The organism is Streptomyces sp. DH37, assembly GCF_029813835.1.
Lineage (GTDB): Bacteria > Actinomycetota > Actinomycetes > Streptomycetales > Streptomycetaceae > Streptomyces.
In genome coordinates, this window is sequence record NZ_JARVKV010000008.1 from 51442 (window position 1) to 77765 (window position 26324).

A 26324-nucleotide genomic window follows, 5' to 3' on the forward strand; every position below is an offset into this window, starting at 1 on the left:
GCGGCCGGGCCCGGCGACCACGGTTCGCTCACCACCAGCCGGGCGGTCCGGGCCGCCTTCCCGGTGAACGGCAGGCCGTGCTCGCCCTGGGCGCGTGCCGGGGGTCGACCACCGTCCCGCCGGCCGCCACCCCGCGCAGCGCCTCCACGAACTCCCCGGCCTGGCCGACCCGGTCCTTGAGCAGGCAGCCGACGCCCGACCCGTCGCCGGAGTCCGGGAGTTCGACGGCGTACGAACCCCCCGGACGAGGTGTCGGTGGGGGCCGGGGCGGACCGGCCCGTCCGCGCTCCTTCCGGGGCGGAACCCGCTCCCGGCGACTCCCGTCTCTCGGGCGAGTGCCTTCAGGCCGCGACGCCGGTGCGGGTCCGGAGCCGTCCGGACACCACCCGGTCCCCGGCTGTGCGGATGGCGCGTTCGTTGCGGGCGTGGCCCCCTTCGGTGACGCGGCCCGTCGGATTCGTCCTCCGTGGTGGGCGCCGGCGCCCGCCGCGGCGATCCCGGCCGGTCGGGTGCGGTGCGCCCGTGCGGCCCCGCCCCGCCCCGCGCCGGCTACGGCAGTCCGGGCGCATACCGTCTCAGACGGCGCTCTTCAAGGTCGGTTACGCCCAGCGATGCACCTCTACCACTCCTTCGGGTGGTTTCCGGCTATTCCACGGCCTGGGCATTCAGGTGGTCGGATGATCCTCCTGGGCCGTGCCCTGCGGCCCGGGAAGGATGGTCCGTACAGCGATGAGTACGACGCGACGAACAGTCCTGGGCGCCGCCGCAGCGGCGCCCCTGCTGGCCCAGTTCACCGGAACGGCGTCCGCCGCCGCGGACGGCAAGTGGGGCACGGTCTCCGACGGCTGGGTCGAAGTCCGCTGGACCGGGCAGGTCCGGGCGGAGCTGGACCGGCTGGGGGCCGTGGTCGAGGCCGTGGCTCCGGCCCGGCTGGTCCGGGACTCCCGGGGGTCGGCGGTGCGGTTCCCCGTACGGTTCGGCAAAGGTGATCCCTCGCTGAGGCGCCTGCCGGAGGCCGGCGGCAACGGCGCCCTGGAGGGCGGGATCGCGGTTCGCACGCCGACCGGTGGCTTCCGGGTCGTCAACCCCGAGAGCGTCCTGCGGGACGGGGTGGTGTCCGGGAAGTGCACGGTCAACGGTGTCGAGGTCGGGCACCGCTCGGTGTTCCGGTGCGGTCTGGCCGAAGGGCTGCTGACCACCGGCGGGGCGCCGGTGGGTCAGCCGCTGGCGGTCCGGATCGGCGAGGTGCCGCTGCGCCCCACCCCCGAGCTGCTGGAGGTGTACACCGCCACCCTCGGCGCCCCCGTGTTCACCGCCGACACGGTGTTGGCGTACGTGACCGCCGAGGGCGTGTACACCCCGCCGAAACCGTGACCTGAGGTGAGGGTCGGCCCCGGGCTCAGGTGGCCGGGGCCGACTCCACCGGGCGGGTGGGACCGGGAAGGCCGCCGCCGAAGCGGCGCCGGCGGCCGGCGTACGTGGTGACGGCTTCCCGCAGCTGCGCCAGGCCGAAGTCGGGCCAGGCGGTCGGATCGAAGACCAGCTCGGCGTAGGCGAGATGCCAGGGCAGGAAATTGCTGATCCGCTGCTCACCGGAGGTGCGGATCAGCAGATCGACGTCGGGAAGGCCCGGCGCGTACAGGTTCCGGGCCAGGTCGGCGGGTCCGATGTCCTCGGGCCTGATCGTCCCCGCGACAGCCTCGGCCGCCAGCGCGCGGGCGGCTTCGGTCAGTTCGTCCCGCCCGCCGTAGTCGACGCAGACGGTCAGCGACAGCGCGTCGTTGTTCGACGTCACGCTCTCCAGCAGCTCCAGGGTGGAGGCGAGCGACGGCTCGATACGGTCGCGCCGCCCGCACCAGCGCACCCGCACACCCAGCTCGTGCAGCCACTCGATGCCCTGGGCGGCCCCGTGGCCCAGGGTGTCGAACAGGGCGGCCAGCTCCTCCCGGGAACGGTCCCAGTTCTCGGTGGAGAACGCGTAGATGCTCAGGTGCCGCACTCCCAGCCGCAGGGCGGCGTTGACCAGGCGCATCGCGGCCCACTCGCCCGTCTGATGGCCCCGGGAGACCGGCAGGCCCTGCCGCGCGGCCCACCGCCGGTTACCGTCCATGATCACCGCGACATGGTCCGGCACCGCACCCGCGTGCGGCCAGGCGGGACGGCGGGTCACCCCGCCGGCCGTCACCAGCGGTTCGATGCCGTCGGTGAAGACCCGGCCCTGCCGGAGCACGACCTCGTCGAACTGCAGTTGTGCGCCCAGGAGCAGGGTGTGCAGGAACGGCCGGTACTCGGGGGCCACCATCCCGGTCACCGGCGCCGCCTGCTCCAGCAGGAGGCGCCAGCGGCCGAGCTGGATGTCCACCAGTTCGTCCAGCGTCCGGCGCCGCTCACCGCGCACGAGGTCGCCGACCTCCAGCCCCAGCTGCCGCAGGTCGGCTTGCGGCAGGTAGCACCGGCCGGCGGCGAGGTCGGTCGGCAGGTCCTCGAAGATGTCCACCAGCTGGCACACCTCGCCCAGCACGGAGGTCAGCGACGACGCCTCCGGTCCCTCCGGCTCCAGCATCGGGGTCCACATCTCGAAGACCGTCCCTCCGGCCTCCCGCAGATAGCGCCGCTGTTCGGCGAACGTCTCGAAGGCGGGCGGGGAGACGCAGTCGGCTCTGATCGCGTCGAGGAACTCCTCGATCACCGCACGGTCCAGCTCCCACCGCAGCGCCGTGTCCACGAACGCCCGCCGCAACGGGTGCTCGCTGCGTCCCGCACGCAGTTCCTCCAGGGTCTCGGAGCGCCACCGGGTGATCCGCTCCTCACGGTCCGCCTGCGTTCCGTGTTCGTCGGCGAGGCGATCGGTCCGCACCAGGAAGCCGTGCACGGCCAGGACGTGGGGACGGACCGCGGCGGGCAGCACCTCGGCCGCCTTCCACATCGGCGCCAGGAACCGTCTGGTCTCGGCGGCGCACACCTCGTAGGACTCCCGCAGCTCGGGCGAACCGGAAGCGGCCTCGTTCCCCACCATGTGCAGACCTCCCCTTCGACCGTGCCGCCGCCACGGAACCCGCGGCGCGGCGGGCGGCGGCGCATCCTCCCCGGCCCGCGGCCGGGGACCTCCACTCCCACCAACGACACGCCGGCCGATCGGTACCGGCCCGGGTGATGATTCGCTCGCGGAGTTGACCGCCGCCGCCCGCGGGACACACCGGCGGAGGGGGTGTCCCCCTCGGCACAGGAGTCGGGGGAGCACCCGGCCGAGCCGGACAGGGAAGCGCCCGGCGGTGTGGGAACACCGGGCCGCGGCGGTACGGCCGAGGTCGCGGCGGTACGGCCGAGGTCGCGGCGGTACGGCCGAGGTCGCGGCGGTACGGCCGAGGTCGCGCAGGCAGCCGCCGATGGCGCGACCGGCGCCGGGCCGGCCGGGGATCTCGCCGGTGCCGCCGAGGAGGACCGGGGCACGACGGGCGGAGGAGAGTTCCGTCGGCGGGTCCGCCGCGCGGAGGCACTGCCCGCCGAGGCCACCGCGGCGCCGGGCAGTGCCGAAAGTGCGTGGGCCGCCTGCCGGGGCTCGCCGTCCGCTTCGGGCCGGCCGAGGCGGACGGCCGCGGTCGGGTCCGGGCACAGCGGTCGCGGCGCCGGCGGCCACCGGACCCGTCCAGGCACGGGGGGGGATACCGGCCCGGCCGGGCCGCCACCCGCTTCCGCCGCGCCCGAACCGCGGCGCCCGTGAGGGGTGGCGGCCCGCTCCTACTCGGGCAGGCGGGAGAGGATCGCGTCCAGGCCGAAGGCGAAGCGTTCCTCGAAGGAGCCCTGCCGCAGGTGGGCGGCGACCCGGTGGAGCGCCGGGTGCTCGCCGGGGTCCACGGCCCGGGCGAGGCGGTCGTCGCGCTCATCGGGCGCGGCCTGCTCCTCCTGGGCCAGGCCGAGCGTGAAGTAGCTGACCGTCCAGGCCGTCCAGGCCGCCTGCCGTCCGTCCGCCCCGGCCTGGAGCAGGGCGTCGACGAGGCGGTCGGCGAAGCGCAGGGTGTGGGGTTCGGCCGGGTAGGCGCCGGTCACCAGGGCGGCGCCGTCGCGGTGCGCGAGAAGCGCCCGCCGGTAGCGGCCCGCCAGTTCCCGCGCGCGCTGCCGCGGCGAGGCGGGCAGGTTGTCGTAGCCGATGCCGGCGAGGACGGCGTCGGCCATCAGTTCCAGCATCCGCGCCTTGGTCTTCACGTGCCACAGCACGGTGTTCATGCGCACCCCGAGGCGGTCGGCCACCGCCCGGGTCGACACTCCCTCCAACCCCCGGTCGTCCAGCACCTGCAGCGCGGCGTCGATCACGGCCGTACGGGCGAGTCGGCCCGCGGTGTCTTCCCTGGCTTGCCTCTTGGTCACTGACCTAGTTTACTGCGGAACACTTCTTGGTCACCGACCAAGTGATGAGAGAGCGGAGAAGACCGTGAACCACCAGGTCGTCGTCGCCGGCGGTGGGCCCGTGGGCCTGTGGCTGGCGGCGGAACTGCGCCGCGCGGGCATCACCGTCGCGGTCGTCGAGACGCGCACCGAGCGCGACATGCGCTCCCGCGCCCTGACCGTGCACCCGCGCACCATCGAGACGTTCGCCTCCCGCGGCGTCCACCGGCCCTTCATCGACGAGGGCATACCCCTGCCGGGCGGCCACTTCGGCGCGCTGGAGTCCCGGCTGGACTTCCGCCGCCTGCCCAGTCCCTTCCCCTACACCCTCGCCCTGCCCCAGGAACGCACCGAAGCCCTGCTGGAGCAGCAGGCCCTCGACCTGGGCGCGGACATCCTGCGTGGCCGGGAGGTCACCGGATTCACCGACGGCCCCGACCACATCGGCGTGCACATCGAGGGCCCGCACGGGCCCCGCACCCTCCGGTCGGCGTACCTGGTCGGCTGCGACGGCGCCCGCAGCACCGTGCGCGCCGCGGCCGGCATCGACTACCCGGGCACTCCCTCCACCGTGCTGGGCTGGCTCGGCGACGTCCGCCTGGACGAGCCCCCGGCCCCCGGTTACAGCCACTTCGGCCCGGCCGGCACGCTGATGGCCGTGCCCATGCCGGGCGGGGTCCACCGCCTGGTCGGCATCACTCCCCGCGACCTGACCACCACCTGGCCCGGGGACCTGACCCTGGACGAGCTGCGCGGGAACGTCATCGCCATGGCCGGCACCGACTTCGGCATGCGCGATCCGGTCTGGCTCTCCCGCTACGGCAACGCCACCCGCCTGGCCTCCCACTACCGCCGAGGCCGCGTCTTCCTCGCCGGAGACGCCGCCCACCAGCACTTTCCCGCGGGCGGTGTCGGCATGAACGTCGGGATCCAGGACGCCGCCAACCTCGCCTGGAAGCTCGCCGCCACCCTCAACGGGTGGGCCCCCGACGCCCTCCTGGACACCTACCACTCCGAACGCCACCCGGTCGGCGTCCACCTCACCGAGACCAGCCGCGCCCAGGTCGCCCTCATGACCGCCTTCACCCCCGAAGGCCTCAGCCTGCGCGGCCTGCTCGCCCAGCTGATCGCCGCACTGCCCGGCCTCAACGACCGGCTCGCCGCCCAGGTCAGCTCGCTCGCCGTCACCTATCCCCCGGACCGGCCCGACGCCCACCCGCTGACCGGCACCCGCGCCCCCGACCTCACGATCGACGACACCAACCTGTTCGCCCTGCTGCGCGCCGACAGTCACCTCCTGCTCGACCTCACCGGCAGCGGCCGTCTCGGCCCGCCCGCCCGGCCCGGGTTGCGCGTGCGCACCGGCACCCCGCACCTGCCCCCGGCCGACTGGGCCGGTGTCCGCGCCGCCCTCGTCCGTCCCGACGGCCACGTCGCCTGGGCCGGCGACGACGGCGACGACACCGCCCTCACGGACTCCCTCACCGCTGCCCTCGCCGCCACGCACCGGACGTGAGCCACCCCATGGCCGTCCGGCGCGTCGGCCCGTCCGGGCGGCCGTCGTCACCCGCCACGCCGGCAGCGCCCCCGCCGGCGTCCCTGCGGCCGTCCGCCGCGCCTTGCCGGGACCGGCGGCCCCCAGCGCCCCCACGGCCGGGTCCGGCGTCCGCCCGCGGGCCCTCTCGGCCGCGGGCGGGTCACCGCCCCCTCCGCTGTCCATACGCAGTTCTGCTCATGTCGATGTCCCGTGCAGGCGTGAGACCGTGGGCGTGGCCGCCGGCCTCGGGTGACCGCCGGACGGCCGGTTCGTACAGCACCTGCCGAAACCACCGTCATGAACCGTTTCGAGCGACGAGGACGAACATGCGACGCTTTCCCTCCACCATCCGGTCCCTCGCCGGCGCGGCCGTACTGGCGGCCGCCGCACTGGCAGGCGGCACCGCTCCGGCTCAGGCCACCGAGGCGGGCGCCCTCGGCGGCGCCAACTTCTTCGAGCACATGAACTACGGGGGCGCGAGCCTGCCGATGTCCGGCTCCGGCGGGACCTGCATCAACCTGCCGGCCGACTGGCACAACCGGATCTCCTCGATCAGCAACGTGTGGCAGCGCGTGCACCTGTACTCCCTGCCCAACTGCTGGCAGGAGTCGGGACACCCCGACCAGCTCTACACGGCCAGCACCACCTATGTGGGTGACAGGATGAACGACCGGGCGAAGTCCATCCGCATCTGGTGACCTCCTCGCGGGCCGCCGCGCGCCGCGACGGCCACCGGAGTGCGGCCGGAACATCCGGCCGAGCCGGCCTCACGGAAGACCGGGCCCACCACGCCCTTCAGAACCGCTTCGACACGTGGAACCACGCCCACGGGCCTGCGCACGCCAGTTCGCGGAACTGGCTGCCGGCCACCTGACCAGGGGGAAATCGAAAAAATGATACGGAGAATCATCAGTGGGGGAACGGCCGCACTGATGCTCGCGGCGGGACTGCTGCTCGCCGGCCCGGCGTCGACGGCCCACGCGACCGCGGCGGACTGCTCCAACGGGGCCAACGGCTTCACCGACATCTCCGACAGCCTTCGGGGGACCCCGGTGAACGGCACCGCGGTGGCCAACAGCAACGGCAACGCCGCGTCCTTCGGCCAGCACGTCGGGACCGTCTCGGGCCGCCAGATGGGATGGGGCTTCCTGGAGGCGCGCAACCTGCCGTCGAGCGTCCGGGTCGACCTGTGGATGGACGTCACCAACAACGGCGGCAGCACCTGGATACAGTGCGGCCCCTTCAGCATGTGGGGAAGCGGCACCATCACCACGGCCGCCTATCCGACGAGTTCCTCGTCGTCGCGGAAGTTCCGCGTCTGCGCGTCCATCACGGGACCGGGAGGCGGGCCTCGGTGCCTCGACTGGTGGTGATGTGACGGCCACCGGGACCTTCCGTGCCGCGGACCCGGTCCGTCGTGACACGGAGACGGCGGGGCACTCCCCACGCGCCTGACGCCCGTTCCGCGGGGAGCCCGTGCAGGACCCGCCGAACGCGGTCCGTCGTGCGGGAGGGCACCGCCGGCGGAGTGCCGCCCGCCCGCCTCGGCGGGTGGGCGGTGCTCCGCCCGCCCCGGCCGCGAGGAACACGTCCGCCGGCGGGAGCGGATCGCACCCGACGGCGGCGTCGGGCGGTCAGCCGGCGGTGGGCCAGGAGCGCAGCAGTCGGGCGATGTCGGCGGCGGTGCAGGTGGGAGCGAGGAGCAGGTCGCGCAGGGCGGCGGCGTCCTCGCGGGCGGGCTTGACCGAGATGCCGCAGGCCTCCAGGTACATCACTCCGGTGGCGGCGGCGACGGCGAGGTTGGAGTGTTCCAGCCAGCGGCAGCGGCCCAGGGTGTGGACCAGGGCGGCGGCGCGGGCGTAGGAGCCGTCGTAGACGGGATGCTCGAGGAGTTCGGCACGGTGGCGGGCGCAGGCGGCCACCGGCACGCCGTAGTCCTCGGGGGCGGGATCGCTGGCGCCGGCGAGTTCGGCGACCTGCAGGATCCACGGGACGTCGATGTGCGGGTCCATTACGCGGCGTGCGCTCCCCGGCTGTCACGGGCGGCCGGGGCGGGCTGGGCGTTCTCGGCGTCGTCGAAGAGTTGCCGGTGCTCGGCGAGGAAGCGCTCGGCGGCTCCCAGGGCACGCTCGCGCAGGCCGCTGGCGTCGTCCAGGACGAGCTGGGCGAGGTAGTCCCCCACCGACAGTCCTCGGTCGGCCGCCCGCTTGCGGGCGAGCTCCGCGATCTCGGCGTCGACGCGGGCGCCGATCTGTGTCTTGGCCATACCGTCGATGGTAACAGCCGTTACCATGCGAAGGCGGGCCTCCCGGCCGTGCGGCGGTGCACGGACGGCAGCCGGTCCCGAACCGGCCGCCGGCGCCTTCCGCCGCTCGGCCCCTCGGGGCCGGGAGGGCCTGACGGGCCGAGAGGAGGGCCGAGGGGCCGGGCAGGCCCCGTCGCGGGGGTGCGGGGCCTGCCCCCAGGGCTTCGCGCGCGCCCCCGGTCGGTGGAACGGACGAGGCGCACACGACCGCCGGGGATGTCGGGCGGGTCTGGGCGGCCACCCCCGGCCGATCCCGGAGGAACCCCTGTCGGAATGCCTCCGGGCGTCGCCGGCGGAGCGTGGCGACCTTCTTCAGGGCGCGGTCCAGGCGCAGTCCGGGCAGCGAGCGGTCCGATCAGTCGGGCAGTTCGCTCGGCCGGCCGCGGCCGGTCAGTCCGACCGGCTTCCCGCGCAGAGGTTCCGGCCTGCTCCTGACGCTGACGTCCACCGCCGGCATCCCGCCGGCCTTCCGGGCCGTGACCGGCCCAGCGGCCTGCCGCACGGCGGAGAGGACGCGCTGGTAGTCCAGCGGGGGCATGTCCTCCGCCACGCCCGGCTCGCGGTGCGGGATCGGCATCACCGCCCGAACCAGTCCGGGCAGGGACATCGTGGACGGCGGTACGGAGCGCCGGACCATCCGTTCGGCGTCCGGGCCCGCACACTTCATCTCGATGGCGAGCCGGAAACAGCGCAGCCTCTCCAGCGGCGTGCCGCGTCCGTCAACCGTCTCGACTCCGGTCTCGCGCGGGTCGTCGTCCGGGTCGACCCACATGTCGGGGTGGACGGTGGAAGGGATCCTCCGAGTCACCACCGCTTCGTTGTGGCGCTCGTCCGAATCCATGATCGCTCGCGGTGCGTGTCGGCTCCGTCCGCCATCGAGCATCGAGTCCGGGCCGTCCGGCAGCCGACAGGCCGGCCGTCGACCCTCTGCCCTCTGGCCCGTGACGTCGAGTTGACGGGGGCTCATACAGGAGGACGGCACGTCGACGACGGCGGGGTGGCGGCCACGTCCCGCAGGGTGCGCCGCGGGGCGTGGCCGCCTCCGGGCGCGCATCCGTCTCCCTGACCGAGGCCGGTGCCGCCGCGGTGCAGCGGTCGGCGATCTCCCCTCGCCGGCGATGGAGGGGTCCCGGAACGGGTGCGCGGCCGGTACCGGGGCCTTCCACGCAGCGCGGGCGCTCGGCGCTCCAGCCCCCGGCTCCGCGTTCGCCCGGTGGAGCGCTGTGCGGCTTCAGGCAGGTCCGCGGCGAAGCCGGTCCCGCTTCCGCTCACGGGTTCGGCCGGACGGCGCGGCCGGACGAGCCAGGGACGGCGCTCCGCACGGCCCTCGGGGCGGCCGGGCGCGAGGGGGTGGTCACGGCGCCGTGCCGGGTGGCGGCCGTCGTGCGGAAGACGTCCGCCTGCTCCGGCCCGTACCGGACGCAGTCCGTTCCGTACCCTGGCGGCATGCGCATGCGCCCCACTGTGAGCTGGACCCCCGACGAGGACCTGCCGCCGGGCACCACGGATCTGGAGCCGGTCGCCGATGCGCTGAGCGCCGGCGGTGTGCTGGTGCTCAGCGGAGCGGGCATCTCCACGGAGTCGGGCATCCCCGACTACCGGGGCGAGGGCGGGAGCCTGAGTCGGCACACCCCCATGACCTACCAGGACTTCACCGCCGGCGCCCGGGCCCGGCGCCGGTACTGGGCGCGCAGCCACCTCGGCTGGCGCACCTTCGGCCGCGCCCGACCCAACGCCGGGCACCGGGCCGTGGCCGCGTTCGGGCGGCACGGCCTGCTCTCAGGGGTGATCACCCAGAACGTCGACGGACTGCACCAGGCCGCCGGCAGCGAGGGCGTCGTGGAACTCCACGGAAGCCTGGCCCGGGTCGTCTGCCTTTCCTGCGGCGACATCAGCCCGCGCCGCGAACTCGCCCGGCGGCTGGAGGAGGCCAATGCGGGTTTCGAGCCGGTGGCCGCAGGGATCAACCCGGACGGTGACGCCGACCTCACCGACGAGCAGGTCGGGGACTTCCGCGTGGTGCCCTGCGCGGTCTGCGGCGGCATCCTCAAGCCGGACGTGGTGTTCTTCGGCGAAGCCGTCCCGCCGCAGCGGGTCGAGCACTGCCGCGAGCTGGTCCGTGAGGCGACCTCGCTGCTGGTCCTGGGCTCCTCGCTGACGGTGATGTCCGGGCTCCGGTTCGTCCGCCAGGCGGCCCGGGACGGGAAGCCGGTGCTGATCGTCAACCGGGACCCGACCCGGGGCGACCGGCACGCCCTCACCCGGGTCGCGCTCCCCCTGGGAGCGGCCCTCACCACCGTGGCCGGCCGGCTGGGCGTTCCCGTCGACGGCCGGGCGGCGGCCCGGGTGAGACGGTGACGAGGGCGGGGCGCCGGCGGAATCCGCCGCGCCGGCCCTCCGTGTCGGTGCGGGGCCCGCGACGCCGGGCCCGCCTCCGCCGGTGGTCGCGGAACGCCGCAGGGCGACCGGCGGCCGCCGTTTCGCCCCGCTCACGCCGGTGAGCGGGGCGAATTCACGAAGAGGCCTTCCGGTTCACCGCCCCGTACGCGTCAGGGCAGGGTCCATTTCTGGTTGGGGCCGGTGTGGCAGGTCCACAGGTGGACGGGCGTGCCGTCGTTCCAGGTGCCTCCCGAGGCGTCCAGGCACTTGCCGGACTGCGGGTTGCGCACCGTGCCGTCGGCCTGCGGCGCCCACGTCTGGGCACCCGTGCCGTTGCAGGCCCACAACTGGACCCTGGTGCCGTCCGCCGTGCCGCCCCCGGAGACGTCGAGGCACTTGCCCAGCGCCTTCACCGTCCCGTCCGCCGACACCGTCCACCGCTGGGCACTCGTGCCGTTGCAGGCCCACAACTGGACCTTCGTGCCGTCGGCGGTCTGGGAGCCGTCGACGTCCAGACACCTGCCGTTGACCCCCCTCACCTCACCCGTCCGGGTCCCGGGCTCCTGTCCTCCCCCCTGCTTGACACGGATGTTGCGGAAGGCGACCTCGTCGCCGTCCCCGTGGTTCTGGATGCCGACGTGGCCCTGCCGCAGGCTCCGCGCCGGGTCCGTGTTGGTGAAGTCGTTGATCTTGCGGCCGTTGAGGAAGATCTCCAGCCGCTCGCCGGTGACCCGGAGCTCGTAGGTGTTCCACTCCCCCGGCGGATTCAGCGCGGCGTCCCGCGCGGCGATGTCGGCGGACTGGAAGCCGTAGACGGCGCCCGTGGTGCGGTCGGCCGAGTCGGTGGCGTCGATCTGGATCTCGTAGCCGTTGTTCACCGCGGACCACGGGTCGTCGGAGGCCGGGAAGCCGACGAAGACCCCGGAGTTGTCGTCCCCGGCCGCCTTCCAGTCGAGTTTGAGGGAGTAGTCGCCGGTGAACTCCCTGGCGGAGTACCAGAGCATGCCCAGCCCGCCCCGGGAGGTGAGCGTCCCGTCCGCGAGGGTGAACCCGCCCGGGCCGGCCTGCTGCCAGCCGGTGGTGGACGAGCCGTCGAACAGGGCCGTGTAGCCGGTCTCGGGACGGCAGTCGGCATCGGTCATCCCCGCGGCCCAGCGGATGCCGCCGAGGAGGTGCCTGCGGAAGGCGGGCTCGGTGTACGACTCGTCGGTGTGGCCACCGCCGGTGTAGAAGGCACGGCCGCCCTGGTAGTCCTTGCACCAGGCGATCGGGTGGTCGCCGGACATGTTCCCGCCCGAGTAGCTGGACTCGTCGAGCGAGGCCAGGACGCGGGCGGTGGTGCGCGGGTTGCTGCGGTAGTTGTACCACTCGTCGGTGCGCTGCCAGGTGCTGCCCAGGTGGGCGGTGGCGTCGTGCGCCCGGTCCTCCACCTCGACGGTGGCGGGCTGGATGGCCGGGTGCGAGTGGAAGAGGGCGCCGGCCAGCCCTTCGTAGAAGGGCCAGTCGTACTCGGTGTCGGCGGCGGCGTGGATGCCGACGTATCCGCCGCCGCCCCGGATGTACTGCTCGAAGGCCGTCTGCTGGGCGGCGTTCAGCACGTCGCCCGTCGTCGACAGGAAGACGACCGCCTTGTACCGGGCGAGGTTGCCGGTCGTGAAGGACTGCGCGTCCTCGGTCGCGTCCACGGTGAAGTTGTTCGCCGTGCCCAGGCTGCGCAGGGCCGCGATGCCGTCGTCGATCGAGGAGTGGCGGAAGCCCGCCGTCTTGGAGAAGACGAGGACCTCGTACGGCGGGTCCGCCGCCGCGCGCGTCTGTGCGGTGGGGAGGTCGCTCACCGCCGCGGGCAGGGCCGCGGCCTGTGGGGCCAGGCAGAGCGCGGCGCCGACGAACAGGCCGAGGGCCGCTTTCAGGTGTGTGCGCATGTACGGTCGCCTCCTTTCTACGGCAGGGTCCATTTCTGGTTGGGGCCGGTGTGGCAGGTCCACAGGTGGACGGGCGTGCCGTCGTTCCAGGTGCCTCCCGAGGCGTCCAGGCACTTGCCGGACTGCGGGTTGCGCACCGTGCCGTCGGCCTGCGGCGCCCACGTCTGGGCACCCGTGCCGTTGCAGGTCCACAACTGGACCCTGGTGCCGTCCGCCGTGCCGCCCCCGGAGACGTCGAGGCACTTGCCCAGCGCCTTCACCGTCCCGTCCGCGGACACCGTCCACCGCTGGGCACTCGTGCCGTTGCAGGCCCACAACTGGACCTTCGTGCCGTCGGCGGTCTGGGAGCCGTCGACGTCCAGACACTTGCCGTTGACCCCCCTCACCTCACCCGAGCGGGTCCCGCCGCCGGAGGTGGTGAAGGAGAACTCGTCCACGTCGAACAGCGAACCGCTGCCGCCCTTGAAGACCAGGTGGAGGGACGTCGATCCGGACGGCTGGCCGCCGAGCGTGGCGGTCACGTCCTCGAAGGTCTCCCAGCCGTCGGTCACCGGAACGGTCGCCGTACCGAGCAGGGCGCCGGTCGGCGATCCGGCCCGCACCTCGATGGTGCCGCCCGCGCCCGCGGAGGAGACCCGGGCGGTGAACGTCGTGGCGTTGTCGAGGGCGTACGGTGCGAAGGAGATCCAGTCGCCGTTGTCGATGTGGCCGACGGTCTTTCCGCCGTGCGCGGGGCCGTGGCTGACGACCTGGACCCCGGCGGAGTCGCCGTAGTGCTCGGCCTGCCGGTGGGTGGGCTGGGTGATGTGCTGGTCGTGCGTGGTCAGCGCGGGCTGGCCGTTCGCACCCTTGTCGGTGTACTCGGCGTCGATGACGCCGAAGATGTTGGCGTTGGGGTCGTGCTCGCCGTCCGCCAGGGTCTGCAGCGTACCGCTGCATCCGGTGGCCGAGGTCTGCGGATGGCCGTGGCTGTCGTGTCCGACGATGAAGGTGACCTTCACCCTGGAGCAGTCGATCGTGCCGTCCTCGGGGTCGGTGACCGTCACCTTGAACGGGATCGCGGCGCCGAAGTCGTAGATGCGTCCGTCCACGGGCAGGTCCAGCCTCACCGTGGGCGCGGTGTTGCCGACTGTGATCCGCACCGAAGCCGTCGCGGACCTGCCGGACGAGTCCGTGACCTTCAGGGTGGCCGTGTACTGGCCGTTGGAGGTGTAGGTGTGGGAGGGGTTGGCGGCGGTGGAGGTGGCGCCGTCGCCGAAGTTCCAGGCGTAGCCGAGGGTGTCGCCGTCCGGGTCGGAGCTGCCGGCCGAGGAGAACGAGACGGCCAGGGGCGCCTTGCCCGAGGTGACGTTCGCCTTCGCCTGTGCGGTCGGCGCGCGACCGCCGGTGACGTGCTCGATGCGGTACAGGGCGGAGTTCTCGTCGCCGTTGAAGTAACCGGTGCCGTAGTCGAGGACGTACAGGGCCCCGTCCGGGCCGAAGGCCATGTCCATCACCTGGGTGCCGCTCCAGGGGAAGGGGTTGATGGACTGCACGGTCCCGTCGCCGCCGGACTCGACGCGTTTGATCCAGCGTCGGCCGAACTCCCCGGCGAAGTAGTCCCCGTCGTACTCCTGCGGGAACTTCACCTCGGAGGTGGAGGCGGCGTCGTAGCGGTAGACCGGGCCGCCCATCGGGGACTCCGAGCCGCCGCCGAACTCCGGTACGGAGTTGCCGTCGTAGGGGATCCAGGCGGACTGTGCCGGGGGGAGGTCGGTGAGACCGGTGTTGTTCGGCGAGTTGTTCTTGGGGGCCGCGCAGTTGAACACGCCCCCCGAGGCGCCGGTGGCGAAGTCGTGGTCGACGTAGGCGTCGTTGTCGCCGGTGCAGTACGGCCAGCCGTAGTTGCCCGCCTTGGTGATCCGGTTGAACTCCACCTGCCCGGCCGGGCCGCGCGAGGGGCTGGCGCTGCCGGCATCGGGTCCGTAGTCGCCGAGGTAGACGATTCCCGTGGCCTTGTCCACGCTCATCCGGAAGGGGTTGCGGAAGCCCATCGCGTAGATCTCGGGACGGGTCCTCGCGGTGCCGGGCGGGAAGAGGTTGCCGCTCGGAATCGAGTACGACCCGTCGGCGTTGACCTTGATGCGCAGGACCTTGCCGCGCAGGTCGTTGGTGTTGCCCGAGGAACGCTGGGCGTCGTAGGCGGGGTTGCGGGATGCCCGCTCGTCGATCGGGGTGTAGCCGTCCGAGGCGAACGGGTTGGTGTCGTCGCCGGTGGACAGGTACAGGTTTCCGGCCGCGTCGAAGTCGATGTCGCCGCCGACGTGGCAGCAGATGCCGCGTGAGGCGGGCACGTCGAGGATCTTCTTCTCGCTGGCGACGTCCAGGGTGCCGTCGGTCCTCAGAACGAACCGCGACAGCCGGTTGACCCCGTCGAACGGGGCGAAGTCGGCGGCTGTGCCGTCGGCCGGGGCGTCACCGCCCGGCGTGCTCGACTTGGGCGCGTAGTAGAGGTAGACGTACCGGTTGGACGAGAAGCCCGGGTCCACCGCGACGCCCTGCAGGCCCTCCTCGTCGTGGCTGTAGACGTCCAGCTTGCCCGCGACGGTGGTGGTCCCGGCGGCGTTCGTCAGCCGAACGCTGCCGTCGCGCGAGGTGTGCAGGACCGAGCGGTCCGGCAGCACCGCCAACGTCATGGGCTCGCCCATCTCGGCCACTCCCTTGGCGAGCGTGACTTGCTGGAACTCGGGAGCGGCGAGCGCCTCGGCCCCGCCGCCCGGCTCCGCGGGCGCGGCGACGGCCGGGGACGCCGGGAGCAGGCAGCCGACGGCGCAGGCCATGGCCGTCAGTAAGAAGCGGACGCGTCTGTGTCTGAGTGGTCTCGTGTGCACAGAGGTCTCCCAAAGTGGGGTGGGATGGCGGCAGGCCTCACCGGACTGCCACGAGCTGCACAGGCGCGCGCCGTCGCGCCCTTGGGACCGGCCGGGATCTGTGACCGGTTCATTTCAAGGAAGTTAGCGGGCTTTGTTGAACCCCGTAACCCCTTCCGCACAAGATCTCGACACTTTTTCCAGACACGGGACAAAGTGATCGCAGCCTCGGAGCACACCGCACAGTGTCAGGACGGAACGCGCAGTTCGACGATCCCGGAGAAGACGCCCCCGCCCCCCGTGGCCGACAGAATCCGCACCCGGCCCGCGCCTCGTCGGCCGCCACGGGCGTGGACGCCGCCGCGGCCGCGGTCTTCGGGTTCGCCGTACCGCTCAGCCCGCGGAGGCGGGGCCCGGCGGGATGTGGACGGTCATGATCAGGTGGCAGGTTTCGGTACCGGCGCCTCGGTAGGTGTGGGGGGCGTCGGCGTCGAAGGCGGCGGTCTGGCCGGCTTCGACGGGGTGTTCGGCGCCGTCCACGACCAGGGTCATGCGTCCGGAGGTGACGGAGACGGTTTCGACGACTCCGGCCTGGTGGGGGTGGCTGGGGTACTCCTCGCCCGGTGCGAGTCTCCAGCGCCAGACCTCGACCGGGGCCGGGCCCGAGGTCGTGAGCATGAGGCGCGCCTCGCCGCCCCGGCTGCCGGTCCACAGCGGCGGCGCGGCGTCGGCGGACACGACGCGGACGCGGCCTTCCGGGGGTCCCTCCATCAGGGCGGACACGGAGACGCCGAGGGTGTCGGCCAGCCGCACCAGGGTGGCGAAGTTCGGGTTCCCCTGCGCCTTCTCCAGCGCGACCAGGGCGCCCTTGCTCACCTTGGCGCGCCGGCCGAGTTCGTCCAGGGACAGACCGGCGCGGTTGCGGGCCGTCCTGACGTTGCGCGCGAGCGTCCGCAGGGCCGCGTCCGTCTCGGCCATCCGATCACCAATCCTCACCAGTGGACCACTTCAGCGCACCGCCCGGTCGTTTGGTTGGCGCAAAGCGGTCGATCCGTTGTACGGTTCAGTCGTTCCACTGGAATAGTAAGGGATGTACGCACCGTGATCGCTCTGCTGCTGGCCCTGGGCAGCTCCCTCTCCTACGGGTGCGCCGACTTCCTCGGCGGCCTCGGCGCCCGCAGGGCCCATGTGCTGCGCACCGTGATGATCGCGGCGCCGGCCTCGCTCGCGGTCGAGCTACTGCTGTGGCCGTTCCTCGGCGCCTCGTTCAGCGCCGGTGCCCTCGCCTGGGGCGCCGCGTCCGGCGTCGCCTCGGCCGCGGCGTTCGCCCTGCTCTACCGCACGCTGGCGATCGGGCCGATGAACGTGCTCTCGCCCGTCACCGCCCTGGTGTCCGCGATGCTGCCCGTGGGCGTGGGTCTTGCGCAGGGCGAGCACCTGGGTACGGCGGGGCTGATCGGGCTGCCGCTCGCGCTGGCGGCGGTCGTACTGGTCAGCGCCGGGCACGGCGCGGAGGCGGCCCGCCCCTCGCGCACCGCGCTGCTGCCGGCCCTCGGCGCGGGCGCCGCGATCGCCCTGCAGTTGGTCTTCCTCCACCAGGCGCCGTCCGACAGCGGCGTGGCCCCGCTGATCGTCGGCCGGGCGGTCTCCTCGGCCGTCACCCTGACCGCCGCCGGGCTGATGCACCGCGAGCTGGGCTCCGAGAGGCCCGCGTACGCGATGTCGGCGGCCGCCGGTGCGCTGGACTCGGTGGCGAACCTGCTGTTCCTGCTCGCCGCCCGCGGCGGGGACCTCGCCGTCGTCGCGGTGGTCACCGCCCTCTACCCGGCCGGCACCGTCCTGCTCGCCCGCGGCGTGCTCGCCGAACGCATCCACCGCGGCCGGCTCGTCGGCCTGGGCACGGCCGCCGTCGCCGTCGGCCTCCTCGCCCTCGCCTGACCCCTCCGCCGCACACCGCACCTCCGCACCACCGCAAGGAGCCCCGCATGTTCATCCAGCCCTGGGACGCCGGTCTGGACGAGGCCGAGTGGCGGACCTGGATCGCCGACGGCCACGACTTCGGCCTGCTGAGCGTCAACGGCCCGCCCGGCCGGGCACCGGTCGCCGTCCCCACCCACTTCACCGGCGCCCCCGGCCACCTCCTGGTCCACCTCGCCCGCCCCAACCCGGTCTGGCAGGCGATCGAGCACAACCCGAAGGTCCTGTTCACCGTCTTCGGCGACTACGCCTTCATCCCCGGCCCCTGGCGCGCCGAGGCCGGCGCCCCGCCCACCGACGGCGTCCCCACCAGCTACTACACCGCCGTGCAGTTCACCTGCCGCGCCCATGTCGTCGACGACCCCGAGGCCAAGGCGGAGCTGCTGCGCAGCCAGCTCGCCCACTTCCAGCCCGACGGCGACCACGGCCCCGTCGCCGTCGGCCGCCCCCCGTACGGCCGGATGCTGTCCGGCATCCGGGGCCTGCGCCTGGAAGTCACCGACGTGCGGGCCAAGTTCAAGTACGACGACCACAAGCCCGTCGAACACCGCGCCGCCGTCGCCGACCACCTCACCGCACGCGGCCGGGGCCTCGACCTGCCCGCCGCGGAGCAGCAGCGCCGCCGCCTGGACCGCGTCGGCCCCTGGAAGCCCTGACCCCTCGCCCCGCACGCACGAACGGAAAGCACCGCCCATGACCCTCTTCCACCTCGCCCCCGCCGTCGCGGACGCCTTCCCCGACACCCTCGTCGCCCTGGTCACCGCCACCGGCCTGCGCGGTCACGAGACCTGGCCCGACACGGCCGCCGCCCTGGAGGACCTGGAGCGGCGGCTCGCCGACGGCACCTGGCAGCCCGCCGACGAGAGCGACCCGCGCATCGAGGCGTGGCACACCGCCTACCGCTCCTTCGGCACCAACCCCCGCCGCGTCCGCCCCAGCGTCGACGCACTCGGCCGCCGCATGGCCAAGAGGGGGACCCTGCCGCGCATCAATCCGGCCGTCGACTCCTACAACGCCGTCTCCGTCCGTCACGGCCTGCCCGCCGGCGCCTTCGACCTCGACCGCGTCACCGGCGACGTCGCCATCCGGTACGCGGACGGCACCGAGACCTTCACCCCACTCGGCGAACCCGACACCACCGAGCACCCCAGGCCCGGCGAGGTCGTCTACGCGGACACCGCCGGCGTCCTGACCCGCCACTGGAACCACCGCGACGCCCACCGCACCCGCGTCACCGAGGACTCCACCCACGTCGTCTTCGTCCTCGAGACCCTCCACGCCACTCGCGACGGCCACCTCCTCGAGACCGCCGCGGACGAGTTGCGGAACCTGCTCGCCCCGCACGCCGAACGGACCGCCGTGCACCGCCTCAGCCCGTCCCGGCCTTCGGCCGCCGCCTGAGGAGCAGGCCGTACGGGGCAGGACGGGGACCGGACGAGCGGTGCCGCGGGACGTGGACCACGTGGCCGGGCTCCGGGCACCGCCGGCGCCGCCGGCCCTCCGCTGCCGCGGCATGTCGACGGTTCTCCACCGACTCCCTGGGCAGGACGGCGCGTTGTGCGCCATGATGCTCACGGCAGCGAGGACCTTTGGGGGGAGGTGCCTGTGGCACCGTTCGGACGTGTGCGCGCGGAGCGGCTGAGACGGCAGACGGCCGAGGCGTACGAGAAGGCGATCGCGTACCAGCGGACTCCCGGCCGGGAGTCCGCGCTCCGGGCGCTCGAGGCGTTCGGCGAGGCCCACCGGAGCCTCGAACAGCTCCTCGAGCAACACCCCGGGGACCGGGAGCTGTGGCACATGCGCGGTGCGCTGCTGTATTCGGAGGCGTCCTCGCACCTCGAGGCGGGCCGGCGGAGCGAGGCGATCGCGTCGCTGGACCGGTGCGAGGAGGCGTACCGGCGCAGCGCGCATCCCGACGGCGGCGTCCTCATCGCCGACGCCGTCATCCGCCGCGCCCGTGCCCACAGCGAGGGCGGGAACGCGTTGTCCGCGCTCGCCGATGTCGATGCCGCCATCACCGCCTACGTGCGGGAGGGCGCGTTCGCCTCCCCGCACCCTCGGCTCGCCGACTTCGCACGTGTTCTGGCCGTCGCCTCCACCGTCCACCTCGAGAGCGGCGACAGCGACCAGGCCCTGGCCTGCGCCCGGCAGTCCCTCTCCCGCTACCGCGACCTCATGGCCGCACGGGGCCATCTGCCCGCCGACCACATCGGCTACGCCGTCGGCATGGCCGGCGACACGGCCACCCGCCTGGAGGCGGCCCACGGCAACTGGGGAGCGGCCCTGGGCGTCGGCGCGCTCGTGTTACAGGCGGCGGAGCAGGGCTGGGGCTCCCTCGGCGCGGCTCTCGCCCGCCAGGGCCTGTACCTGCGCCTGGCCGGCCACCCGCGCCAGGCCGAGCCGCTCCTGGCCCGGGCGGAACAGGAGTCGCCGGGGTCCGTCGCCCGCGAGGAGGAGATCGCCGCCCTCGCGCTGCCGCCCACCCTCGCGGGAGCCCTCACCACGGCCGAATCCCTCACGCGCCGGCAGCCGCGGTCCGCCGTCCCCCCGCACGAGGCGGAGCGGCTGCGCGAGGCGCTGACGGCCCACGAGTCGTACTCGGCGTCGTCCCGTCTGACCGACCCGTCCGCGTTCCCCGCCCGGGCGGCCCGGCTGACCGCCCTCGCCGACCTCCTGATGGGCGAGGGCGAGGTCGCGCGGTCGTGGCGCGTCGCGGCCGAGACGCACCTCATGTGCCAGGCGGCGATGCGTCAGGCGGGCGGGTCCGCACGCGCGTGGTCGCCGCACCTGGCCGTCCCTTGGTGCGGTGCGCTCGAAGTGGGGACCCGCGCGGCCCTGGCCGCGGAGGAGCCGTCGCTGCTGCGGGACTTGAGGGACACCGTCCGCGCCGTGCGCACCCTCCTGGACCCGAGCCCGCAGGACACGTGCCACGAGCTCCTGGAGACGGCCCGGACACGTCTCGACACCGCGATCCGCCGCTTCCCCTGATCCGGGCGGCGACCGGCGCACCGCGCCGCCCTTCCGCGGCGGCTACGGCACGGCCCTGGCCGGACGGGCCCCCGTCCGACGGGCGTCCCCGTGACAGGCCGGGCGAGTGGGCCGCCGGCCGGGCGGGCCCCTGCCGGAAGGGCCCGCTCCCGCCCGCGCCGGCGGCGCGCTCCGCGCGCCGTGCCGGAGCAACGCGCCCCAGGCGGTCGCGCGCCCGCGCCTCCGCTGGCGCCCGGGAGCTCATCCCAGGGCCAGCTTCCTGATCGGTGTCTCCACGATCTCGACCGCACCCGCCGCCGTCAGCGCGGAGAAGGCCATGGCGACCGCTCGCTTCTCGAAGACCCCCTGCACGACCACCATCCGCGGGTCGGAGCCGCCGTCCAGCCGCCACCAGCGCGCCGGCATCAGCGGTTCGGCCCGGGACCACCGGTCGGCGGGGACGACGATGGTCAGCAACTGGTGGAGGGATCCGGCGCGGGAGGCCCGCAGCAGGGACGCGAGCGCCTCGATCGAGGCCCGGGCGGACCTGTCGGCCCAGGCGCCCGGGTTCGCGATCAGGTTGACCCCGTACCGGCGGACGGTGTCGAGCACGCGCAGCTTGTTCTGCCGCAGCGAGGCGCCGGTCTCCACCACCTCCACGACGGCGTCCGCCAGCTCGGGGATCTTCGCCTCCGTGGTCCCGTAGGAGCGCACCACCTCGGCCCGTACCGCCAGCCGCCGGAAGTACTCCCGGGCGATGCCCGGGTACTCGGTCGCCACGCGCACCCCGTCCTCCAAGTCGGCCGCGGACCGCGCCGGGTGCTCCTCGGGCACCGCCAGGACCACCCGCCAGCCCGAGTCGGTCGTCTTGGAGTAGTCGAAGGCGTGCACGACCTCGACCTTGGCCCCGGCCTCCTCGATCCAGTCGGCGCCGGTGACCCCGAGGTCGAAGGTCCCGTTCGCCACGATGCCCGGGATCTCCCGAGGTTTGTAGAACACCACCCGGTCGACGGCGGGGTGGTCGACGCCTCCGCGGTAGGCCCGGGAGGCGTGCCTGTGCACGGGCAGGTCGGCGGCCGCGAACAGTTCGAGCGTCGGCTTCTCCAGAGAGCCGGTGGGAAGCGCGAGAGAGACCATGTCCTTCACCCCGAGCGTGGTAGGCGGTCAGCGAGCATCTGTTCCAGGAACACGGCGACGCCGTCCTCGTCGTTGCTGTCGGTCACCCGGTGGCAGGCGGCGAGCACGTCGGGATGGGCGTTGGCCACCGCCACCCGGGTGTCCGCCCACTCGAACAGAGCCAGGTCGTTCGGCATGTCGCCGAACGCGACCGTCCGGGCCCGGGCCGCGCGGCCGGCGCACAGCCGGGAGAGGTGGCCCGCCTTGTGCACGCCCGCGGGCAGGACCTCGGCGAAGAACCGGCAGGACACGGTGACGACGTGCCGCGGGGCGCCGGGTGGTGCGCCGGAGCGCAGAAGCCGGTCGGCCCGGCGGGCCAGTGCGTCGGCGTCCAGCGAGCCGGACTGCATGACGATCTTCAGGACGGGCTCGTCCGTCACCGTGACGGGACGGTCCGAGGCGGTGTCCGCGACGCCCGGGCTGCCCATGCTGAAGCCCGGATCGAGTTCGCACCGGTCGCCGTACTCCACGCCGATCCGCACGTCCGGGACCCCGCGGCGCGCTTCGGCCACCAGCCGTCGCGCGCTGCCCGCCGGGAAGGCCGTGACGTCCAGCACCCGGCCGGCCGCGGGGTCGTACAGCACCGCTCCGCCTCCGCACAGCAGGAGGTCGGCCGAGACGTCCCGGGCGATGTGGGCGGCGTCCCGCAGCGGACGCGCGGTGACCACGGCGAACAGGCCGCCGGCCTCGTGCAGGAGCGCCACCGCGCGCCGGGTCCTGGGAGTGATCCGCTGGTCCGTGGTGAGCAGGGTGCCGTCGAGGTCGGAGGCGACGATCAGGCTGGGGACGCGGGCCGGGTGCATGGCCGCCCTACACGTGCAGCAACCGGTCGATGCCGGTCACCGGGGGGTTCGGCGGGGAGGCCGGGCGAATTTCGATCTCCCCGGCGACCAGGTCGTGCGGCCAGGAGTCGACGACGGTGGCGACGCACTCCGCGACCGAGGCGGTGCTCATCTTGTGGGGCGACTCGTCGCCGTCGAGGTTGGCGACGGCTCCGGGGGAGAACAGGCAGGCGCGCACCCCGTTCCCGCGCTCCTCGAGCAGCAGCGTCTCCACCAGTGCCTTGAGGGCGGCCTTGGTGGCGCTGTAGGCGGCGCCCCCCTCGAAGTAGCGGCTCCCGGCGTGGCTCCCCATCGCCACGAACAGGCCCTCGCTGCGTCTGAGCGCCGGAAGCACCGCTTTGATCAGGCGGAACACCGACGTGAGGTTGACCGCGACGAGCCGGTCCCAGTCCTGGTCCGGCAGGGCCTCCAGGGGCAGGAGCACCCCCCGGTCGACGGCGTTGGCCACGCACACGTCGAGCCGTCCGGTCTCGGCGAGGACGTCCGCCACCGCCCCGGCCAGGCGCGGTGGGTCGGACAGGTCGCACTCGCGCTCGCCGAGCCAGTCCTCGCCGCCGAGGGTCCGGTTCAGCGAGCGCACCCGGTAGCCCCGGCCGTGCAGCGCGGCGGCGATGGCTCGGCCCGTGCCGCGGTTGGTGCCGGTCAGCAGGGCCACCGGCGCCCCGGTCTCAGATGGCATCGAAGACCCGCCTCCACTGCGCGACGATCTCCGCTCCCGGTACGCCGCCGCGGAACAGGTCCTTGTCCAGCGGGGAGCCGTCCTCGTGCCGCAGCCGCATGCAGTCCTGGGAGACCTCCGAGATCAGGACCAGCCGGCCGTCCCGGCCGGTGCCGAAGATGACGCAGAAGTCCCAGACCCGCACGGGCGCCAGCCAGGACCTGAGCACGTCGTTGACGGCGAGGGCCCGCTCCCGCATCGCCTCCACCGGCAGGCCGAGCGCCCGCAGGTAGTCCTCGCCGATCGGCTGGTCCTCCGGGTCGGTCCGGTAGTCGAACTTGACCACGGGACGCGGCAGCGGCTCGCCGTCGGGGAACAGGCCCGGGTACTTGCGCGTGGTGGAGCCGGTGGCCACGTTCTTGACGATCACCTCGAAGGGCGGGGCGGGGCAGTAGTCGGCCAGGTACATGTCCTCGCCGACCCGGCCGCGGAAGGCGCAGTCGACGCCCGCCTCGGTGAGCCTGGCCGCCGCACGCTCGTAGAACGCGAGCCGCAACGGGCCCGTCTCCTCGACGATCTCGTCCCGCCCGTAGGTGAAGCTGCGGAGGCTGGGAACGATCCTGACCAGGCAGAGGCCGTCCGGCAGCCTCCACAGTTCCTTGCTGCGCCCGGTGATGTCGGGGGGCCTGGTCCGCGCCGTCCGCAGCAGTGCGTCGGTGTCGTACGGTATGGAAGGGTCGGTGCGCATGCGGCTGTCTCCTGGTGGGGTCTGTCGGGGGCGTGGGCGGCTCCTCCGGGCCCGCCCGCCGGTTACGAGGGCCGGCCGCCCAGTCCGGCGAACCTGTCGGCGATGAAGTCGCCCCACGTCGCGTCCATGACCGTCACTCCGTCCTCCGTCACCTTCCACTGCCGCGCGCCGTGGGGCGGGTAGGCGAAGAGGACCGACGACAGCCGTTCGTAGCCCGATTCCGTGTCCGAGCGGTGCACCCGGTGGGTGGAGGGGCGGAACCGCCCACCGGAGGCACTGGCGAGCATCCTGCCGATGTTGCACAGGACGATATCCGTCCCGGCGATCACCGGCTCGACCCAGGTGCCGTCGTGGAGGACGTACTGCAGCCCCTGGTCGCCGGGCGGCAGTTGGAGCCCCAGCATCTGGATACCGGAGTGCTCGTGGGCGAGGACCTCCCGGTCGCCGACGTCCCGGTAGCGGATGACCCGGAGGTTGGCCGCGTCCCGGGAGAGCTCCAGCGGCGGCGCGTCCACCGGGAGCATGCCGTGGACGATCTCCGCGAAGAGCGAGACGAGGGTGAAGGCGGCGTCGAAGACCTCGCGGGCCGCTTCGCCGAACTCGGGGAACGCCCGCAGCACCTGTGCCGCTCCCGGCGGCCGGTCGTCGATCATCGCGCCGCTGACGTGGATGAACTCCTTCGGGTCGGGTACGCCGTTGGCCAGCCGCGGCACCTCCGAGAGGTAGGGGAAGAAACCGTGCGTGCCGCCGCTGGAGATCTGCGGCACCCGCGAGTAGGCGTAGTCCGACAGGCTGGGCTCGGCGGAGGAGCAGGCCGCCGCGAAACTGCTCATCATCGCCTCGACGCGCCCGCCGATGCCCGGCACCTCGACGGCCATGAACCCCCACTCGGTCAACTGGGTCCCGACGGCCTCCGCCGCCGATCGCATTCCGGCCTCCAATTCCCCTCCGTCTATCGAGGGAACAAGACCGCTGAGCTTCATCGGAGGAACACTCATCGCCACTCCAGGCTGATTACCTTGATCACGCTCGGATCTCACGGGTTTCACATCGCCGAACAGGCGGTACAGCACCGCGTCACGAAATGATCAGCGCACCGGGACGATAGCCGGGCAGCGCGGCGGCTTGGCACAGGACAGCCATCCTACTGACGCCGTTGCAGCCGTCAAGCAGTCAATTTCCGATGGCATCTGGAGGTTGTCGTGAAAGCGGCTTGCGAGGCCGCGCCGCCAGGTGTTCGATCGGCTTGACGCGAGGGACCGGGCATCGGAGGCTGCCGGCCGGCTGATTCCCGGCCCGCCCGCCGATGGAATTCCCGCCAGTCCGCGAGTCGCACGGACAACGGCATCCGGCCTGATTCGGACGCCTACTCCCGGACCGGCGTCAGGTCGCTTAGATTATCGCCCGGAATTCTTCCCAGCCGACGGGAGCTGCTGCTGTGGACCACCCACTCGGCGACGACCACGAGCAATTGCGCCGCACGGTGCGCCGCTTCCTCGCCGAAAAATCGCCCGAGAGCGAGGTCCGGCGTCTGATGGACGGTGCCGAGGGATTCGATCCCGGTGTCTGGAAACAGATGGCGGACCAACTGGAGCTCATGGCGATACCCATTCCCGAGGAGTACGGGGGCGCCGGCCACACATGGGCCGAACTGGGTGTCGTCCTCGAGGAGATGGGCCGGGCGCTGCTGTGCGCGCCGTACTTCGCCACCGTGGCGATGGCGGCCGGGCTGCTCCTCTCCTGCGGGGACGAGGAGGCCAAGCGCGCCCACCTGCCCGGCATCGCGAGCGGGCGGACGATCGCCACGGTCGCCCTGGCCGAACGGCCGGGGCTGTGGACCGAGTCCGGGATCACGCTGGAGGCGGTCCGAGGAGCGGACGGAACCTGGCGCCTGACCGGCGAGAAGCACTACGTCCTCGACGGCCACGTGGCCGATCTGGTGCTGGTGGCCGCCAGGACCGGCGCCGGGGTGTCGCTCTTCGCCGTTCGCGGAGGGGCGAGCGGTCTCACGGCGGTTCCCGTCCCCACGCTGGACCAGACCCGCAAGCTCGCCGTGCTCTCCTTCGACCGGGTCCCCGCGCGCCCGGTCGGCCCCGAGGGCCGCGGCTGGCCGGCCGTGGCCGGGATGCTCGACCTCGCGGCCGTCGCGCTGGCGGCCGAGCAGGTGGGGGGCGCCCAGCGGGTGCTGGAGATGGCCGTCGAGTACGCCAAGATCAGGGTGCAGTTCGGACGGCCCATCGGCAGCTTCCAGGCGATCAAGCACAAGTGCGCGGACATGCTGCTGGAGGTGGAGTCGGCCAGATCGGCCGCCTGGCACGCGGCGCGGGCGGTGGCGCTGGGGGACGACGAGGCGCCGGTCCTGGCGAGCCTCGCCAAGTCCTACTGCTCCGAGGCGTTCTTCCACGCCGCCGCCGAGAACATCCAGATCCACGGGGGCATCGGCTTCACCTGGGAGCACCCGGCCCATCTGTACTTCAAGCGGGCCAAGAGCAGTGAACTCCTTTTCGGCGACGCCGCCCACCACCGGGAGCTCCTGGCGCAGCGCATCGGTGTCTGACGACCGCGAGACCACCACAGGAGG

Annotated in this window: 23 protein-coding genes and 1 pseudogene; 10 read left to right on the forward strand and 14 right to left on the reverse strand. The window is 73.4% G+C overall.

Going from position 1 to position 26324, the window contains the following annotated elements; genetic code table 11:
* Nucleotides 1–100: 100 nt before the first annotated feature.
* Nucleotides 101–235: pseudogene (locus QC029_RS06655) on the reverse strand (DNA-binding response regulator); the annotation flags it as partial.
* Nucleotides 236–729: 494 nt separating this feature from the next.
* On the opposite strand from QC029_RS06655, the gene QC029_RS06660 reads away from it, so the two are divergent.
* Entirely contained in the window at nucleotides 730–1374 is a 645-nt protein-coding gene (locus tag QC029_RS06660; protein ID WP_279554502.1) for a hypothetical protein, read from the forward strand.
* A gap of 25 nt (nucleotides 1375–1399) precedes the next feature.
* On the opposite strand, the gene uppS is transcribed toward QC029_RS06660, so the two are convergent.
* On the reverse strand, nucleotides 1400–3016 hold the full coding sequence (gene uppS / locus QC029_RS06665) for a polyprenyl diphosphate synthase (RefSeq protein ID WP_279554503.1): 1617 nt from the start codon (nucleotides 3014–3016) through the stop codon (nucleotides 1400–1402).
* A gap of 722 nt (nucleotides 3017–3738) precedes the next feature.
* Complete coding sequence (locus QC029_RS06670) at nucleotides 3739–4365, reverse strand: TetR/AcrR family transcriptional regulator C-terminal domain-containing protein (RefSeq protein WP_279554504.1); 627 nt, start codon at nucleotides 4363–4365, stop codon at nucleotides 3739–3741.
* 64 nt (nucleotides 4366–4429) lie between these two features.
* Between QC029_RS06670 and QC029_RS06675 the strand changes: the two genes are divergently transcribed.
* From QC029_RS06675 to QC029_RS06685, 3 genes are all read left to right on the forward strand, one after another.
* On the forward strand, nucleotides 4430–5899 hold the full coding sequence (locus QC029_RS06675; protein WP_279554505.1) for an FAD-dependent monooxygenase: 1470 nt from the start codon (nucleotides 4430–4432) through the stop codon (nucleotides 5897–5899).
* Between the two features lie 347 nt (nucleotides 5900–6246).
* On the forward strand, nucleotides 6247–6618 hold the full coding sequence (locus QC029_RS06680; RefSeq protein WP_279554506.1) for a hypothetical protein: 372 nt from the start codon (nucleotides 6247–6249) through the stop codon (nucleotides 6616–6618).
* 234 nt (nucleotides 6619–6852) lie between these two features.
* Nucleotides 6853–7293, forward strand: coding sequence for a hypothetical protein (locus QC029_RS06685; RefSeq protein WP_279554507.1), 441 nt, complete (start codon nucleotides 6853–6855; stop codon nucleotides 7291–7293).
* Between the two features lie 261 nt (nucleotides 7294–7554).
* Here the strand turns inward: QC029_RS06685 and QC029_RS06690 are convergent, their stop codons facing one another.
* The 3 genes from QC029_RS06690 to QC029_RS06700 all read right to left on the reverse strand — a co-directional run bounded on the left by QC029_RS06690 (nucleotide 7555) and on the right by QC029_RS06700 (nucleotide 9033).
* Nucleotides 7555–7932, reverse strand: coding sequence for a fic family toxin-antitoxin system, toxin component (locus QC029_RS06690; protein ID WP_279554508.1), 378 nt, complete (start codon nucleotides 7930–7932; stop codon nucleotides 7555–7557).
* Nucleotides 7932–8186 carry a hypothetical protein gene (locus tag QC029_RS06695; RefSeq protein WP_279554509.1) on the reverse strand — a complete coding sequence of 85 codons (255 nt, stop codon included), beginning with the start codon at nucleotides 8184–8186 and terminating at the stop codon, nucleotides 7932–7934. The genes QC029_RS06690 and QC029_RS06695 overlap by 1 nt, the downstream gene beginning before the upstream one ends.
* 394 nt (nucleotides 8187–8580) lie before the next feature.
* Entirely contained in the window at nucleotides 8581–9033 is a 453-nt protein-coding gene (locus QC029_RS06700; protein WP_336621563.1) for a hypothetical protein, read from the reverse strand.
* 638 nt (nucleotides 9034–9671) lie between these two features.
* Between QC029_RS06700 and QC029_RS06705 the strand changes: the two genes are divergently transcribed.
* Complete coding sequence (locus QC029_RS06705; RefSeq protein ID WP_279554511.1) at nucleotides 9672–10583, forward strand: NAD-dependent protein deacetylase; 912 nt, start codon at nucleotides 9672–9674, stop codon at nucleotides 10581–10583.
* 191 nt (nucleotides 10584–10774) lie between these two features.
* Here QC029_RS06705 and QC029_RS06710 read toward each other — a convergent pair whose 3' ends face one another.
* The 3 genes from QC029_RS06710 to QC029_RS06720 form a co-directional block, all read right to left on the reverse strand.
* Entirely contained in the window at nucleotides 10775–12526 is a 1752-nt protein-coding gene (locus QC029_RS06710) for a lectin (RefSeq protein WP_279554512.1), read from the reverse strand.
* A gap of 17 nt (nucleotides 12527–12543) precedes the next feature.
* Entirely contained in the window at nucleotides 12544–15345 is a 2802-nt protein-coding gene (locus tag QC029_RS06715) for a lectin (RefSeq protein WP_279554513.1), read from the reverse strand.
* A gap of 423 nt (nucleotides 15346–15768) precedes the next feature.
* Nucleotides 15769–16353 (reverse strand): XRE family transcriptional regulator, encoded by a 585-nt coding sequence (locus QC029_RS06720; RefSeq protein WP_279554514.1) that lies wholly within the window; start codon nucleotides 16351–16353, stop codon nucleotides 15769–15771.
* A 123-nt stretch (nucleotides 16354–16476) separates the two neighbouring features.
* Between QC029_RS06720 and QC029_RS06725 the strand changes: the two genes are divergently transcribed.
* The 4 genes from QC029_RS06725 (at nucleotide 16477) to QC029_RS06740 (ending at nucleotide 20340) form a co-directional block, all read left to right on the forward strand.
* The gene (locus QC029_RS06725; protein WP_279554515.1) at nucleotides 16477–17313 is read left to right on the forward strand and encodes an EamA family transporter; all 837 of its coding nucleotides are present in this window, start codon (nucleotides 16477–16479) and stop codon (nucleotides 17311–17313) included.
* 47 nt (nucleotides 17314–17360) lie between these two features.
* Entirely contained in the window at nucleotides 17361–18008 is a 648-nt protein-coding gene (locus QC029_RS06730) for an FMN-binding negative transcriptional regulator (protein WP_279554516.1), read from the forward strand.
* A gap of 37 nt (nucleotides 18009–18045) precedes the next feature.
* Entirely contained in the window at nucleotides 18046–18753 is a 708-nt protein-coding gene (locus QC029_RS06735) for a B3/4 domain-containing protein (protein WP_279554517.1), read from the forward strand.
* Nucleotides 18754–18957: 204 nt separating this feature from the next.
* A complete protein-coding gene (locus QC029_RS06740; protein ID WP_279554518.1) occupies nucleotides 18958–20340 on the forward strand; it encodes a hypothetical protein in 1383 nt (460 codons plus the stop codon).
* 240 nt (nucleotides 20341–20580) lie between these two features.
* On the opposite strand, the gene hisG is transcribed toward QC029_RS06740, so the two are convergent.
* The 5 genes from hisG to QC029_RS06765 all read right to left on the reverse strand — a co-directional run bounded on the left by hisG (nucleotide 20581) and on the right by QC029_RS06765 (nucleotide 24672).
* Nucleotides 20581–21456, reverse strand: coding sequence for an ATP phosphoribosyltransferase (gene hisG / locus QC029_RS06745; RefSeq protein WP_279554519.1), 876 nt, complete (start codon nucleotides 21454–21456; stop codon nucleotides 20581–20583).
* 5 nt (nucleotides 21457–21461) lie between these two features.
* Nucleotides 21462–22298 carry an HAD family hydrolase gene (locus QC029_RS06750; protein WP_279554520.1) on the reverse strand — a complete coding sequence of 279 codons (837 nt, stop codon included), beginning with the start codon at nucleotides 22296–22298 and terminating at the stop codon, nucleotides 21462–21464.
* A gap of 7 nt (nucleotides 22299–22305) precedes the next feature.
* A complete protein-coding gene (locus tag QC029_RS06755) occupies nucleotides 22306–23016 on the reverse strand; it encodes an SDR family NAD(P)-dependent oxidoreductase (protein WP_279554521.1) in 711 nt (236 codons plus the stop codon).
* Complete coding sequence (locus QC029_RS06760; RefSeq protein WP_279554522.1) at nucleotides 23006–23743, reverse strand: phosphoribosylaminoimidazolesuccinocarboxamide synthase; 738 nt, start codon at nucleotides 23741–23743, stop codon at nucleotides 23006–23008. The genes QC029_RS06755 and QC029_RS06760 overlap by 11 nt, the downstream gene beginning before the upstream one ends.
* Nucleotides 23744–23805: 62 nt before the next feature.
* Nucleotides 23806–24672, reverse strand: coding sequence for a hypothetical protein (locus QC029_RS06765; RefSeq protein WP_279554523.1), 867 nt, complete (start codon nucleotides 24670–24672; stop codon nucleotides 23806–23808).
* A gap of 509 nt (nucleotides 24673–25181) precedes the next feature.
* Between QC029_RS06765 and QC029_RS06770 the strand changes: the two genes are divergently transcribed.
* Nucleotides 25182–26300 carry an acyl-CoA dehydrogenase family protein gene (locus QC029_RS06770; protein ID WP_279554524.1) on the forward strand — a complete coding sequence of 373 codons (1119 nt, stop codon included), beginning with the start codon at nucleotides 25182–25184 and terminating at the stop codon, nucleotides 26298–26300.
* Nucleotides 26301–26324: the final 24 nt, after the last annotated feature.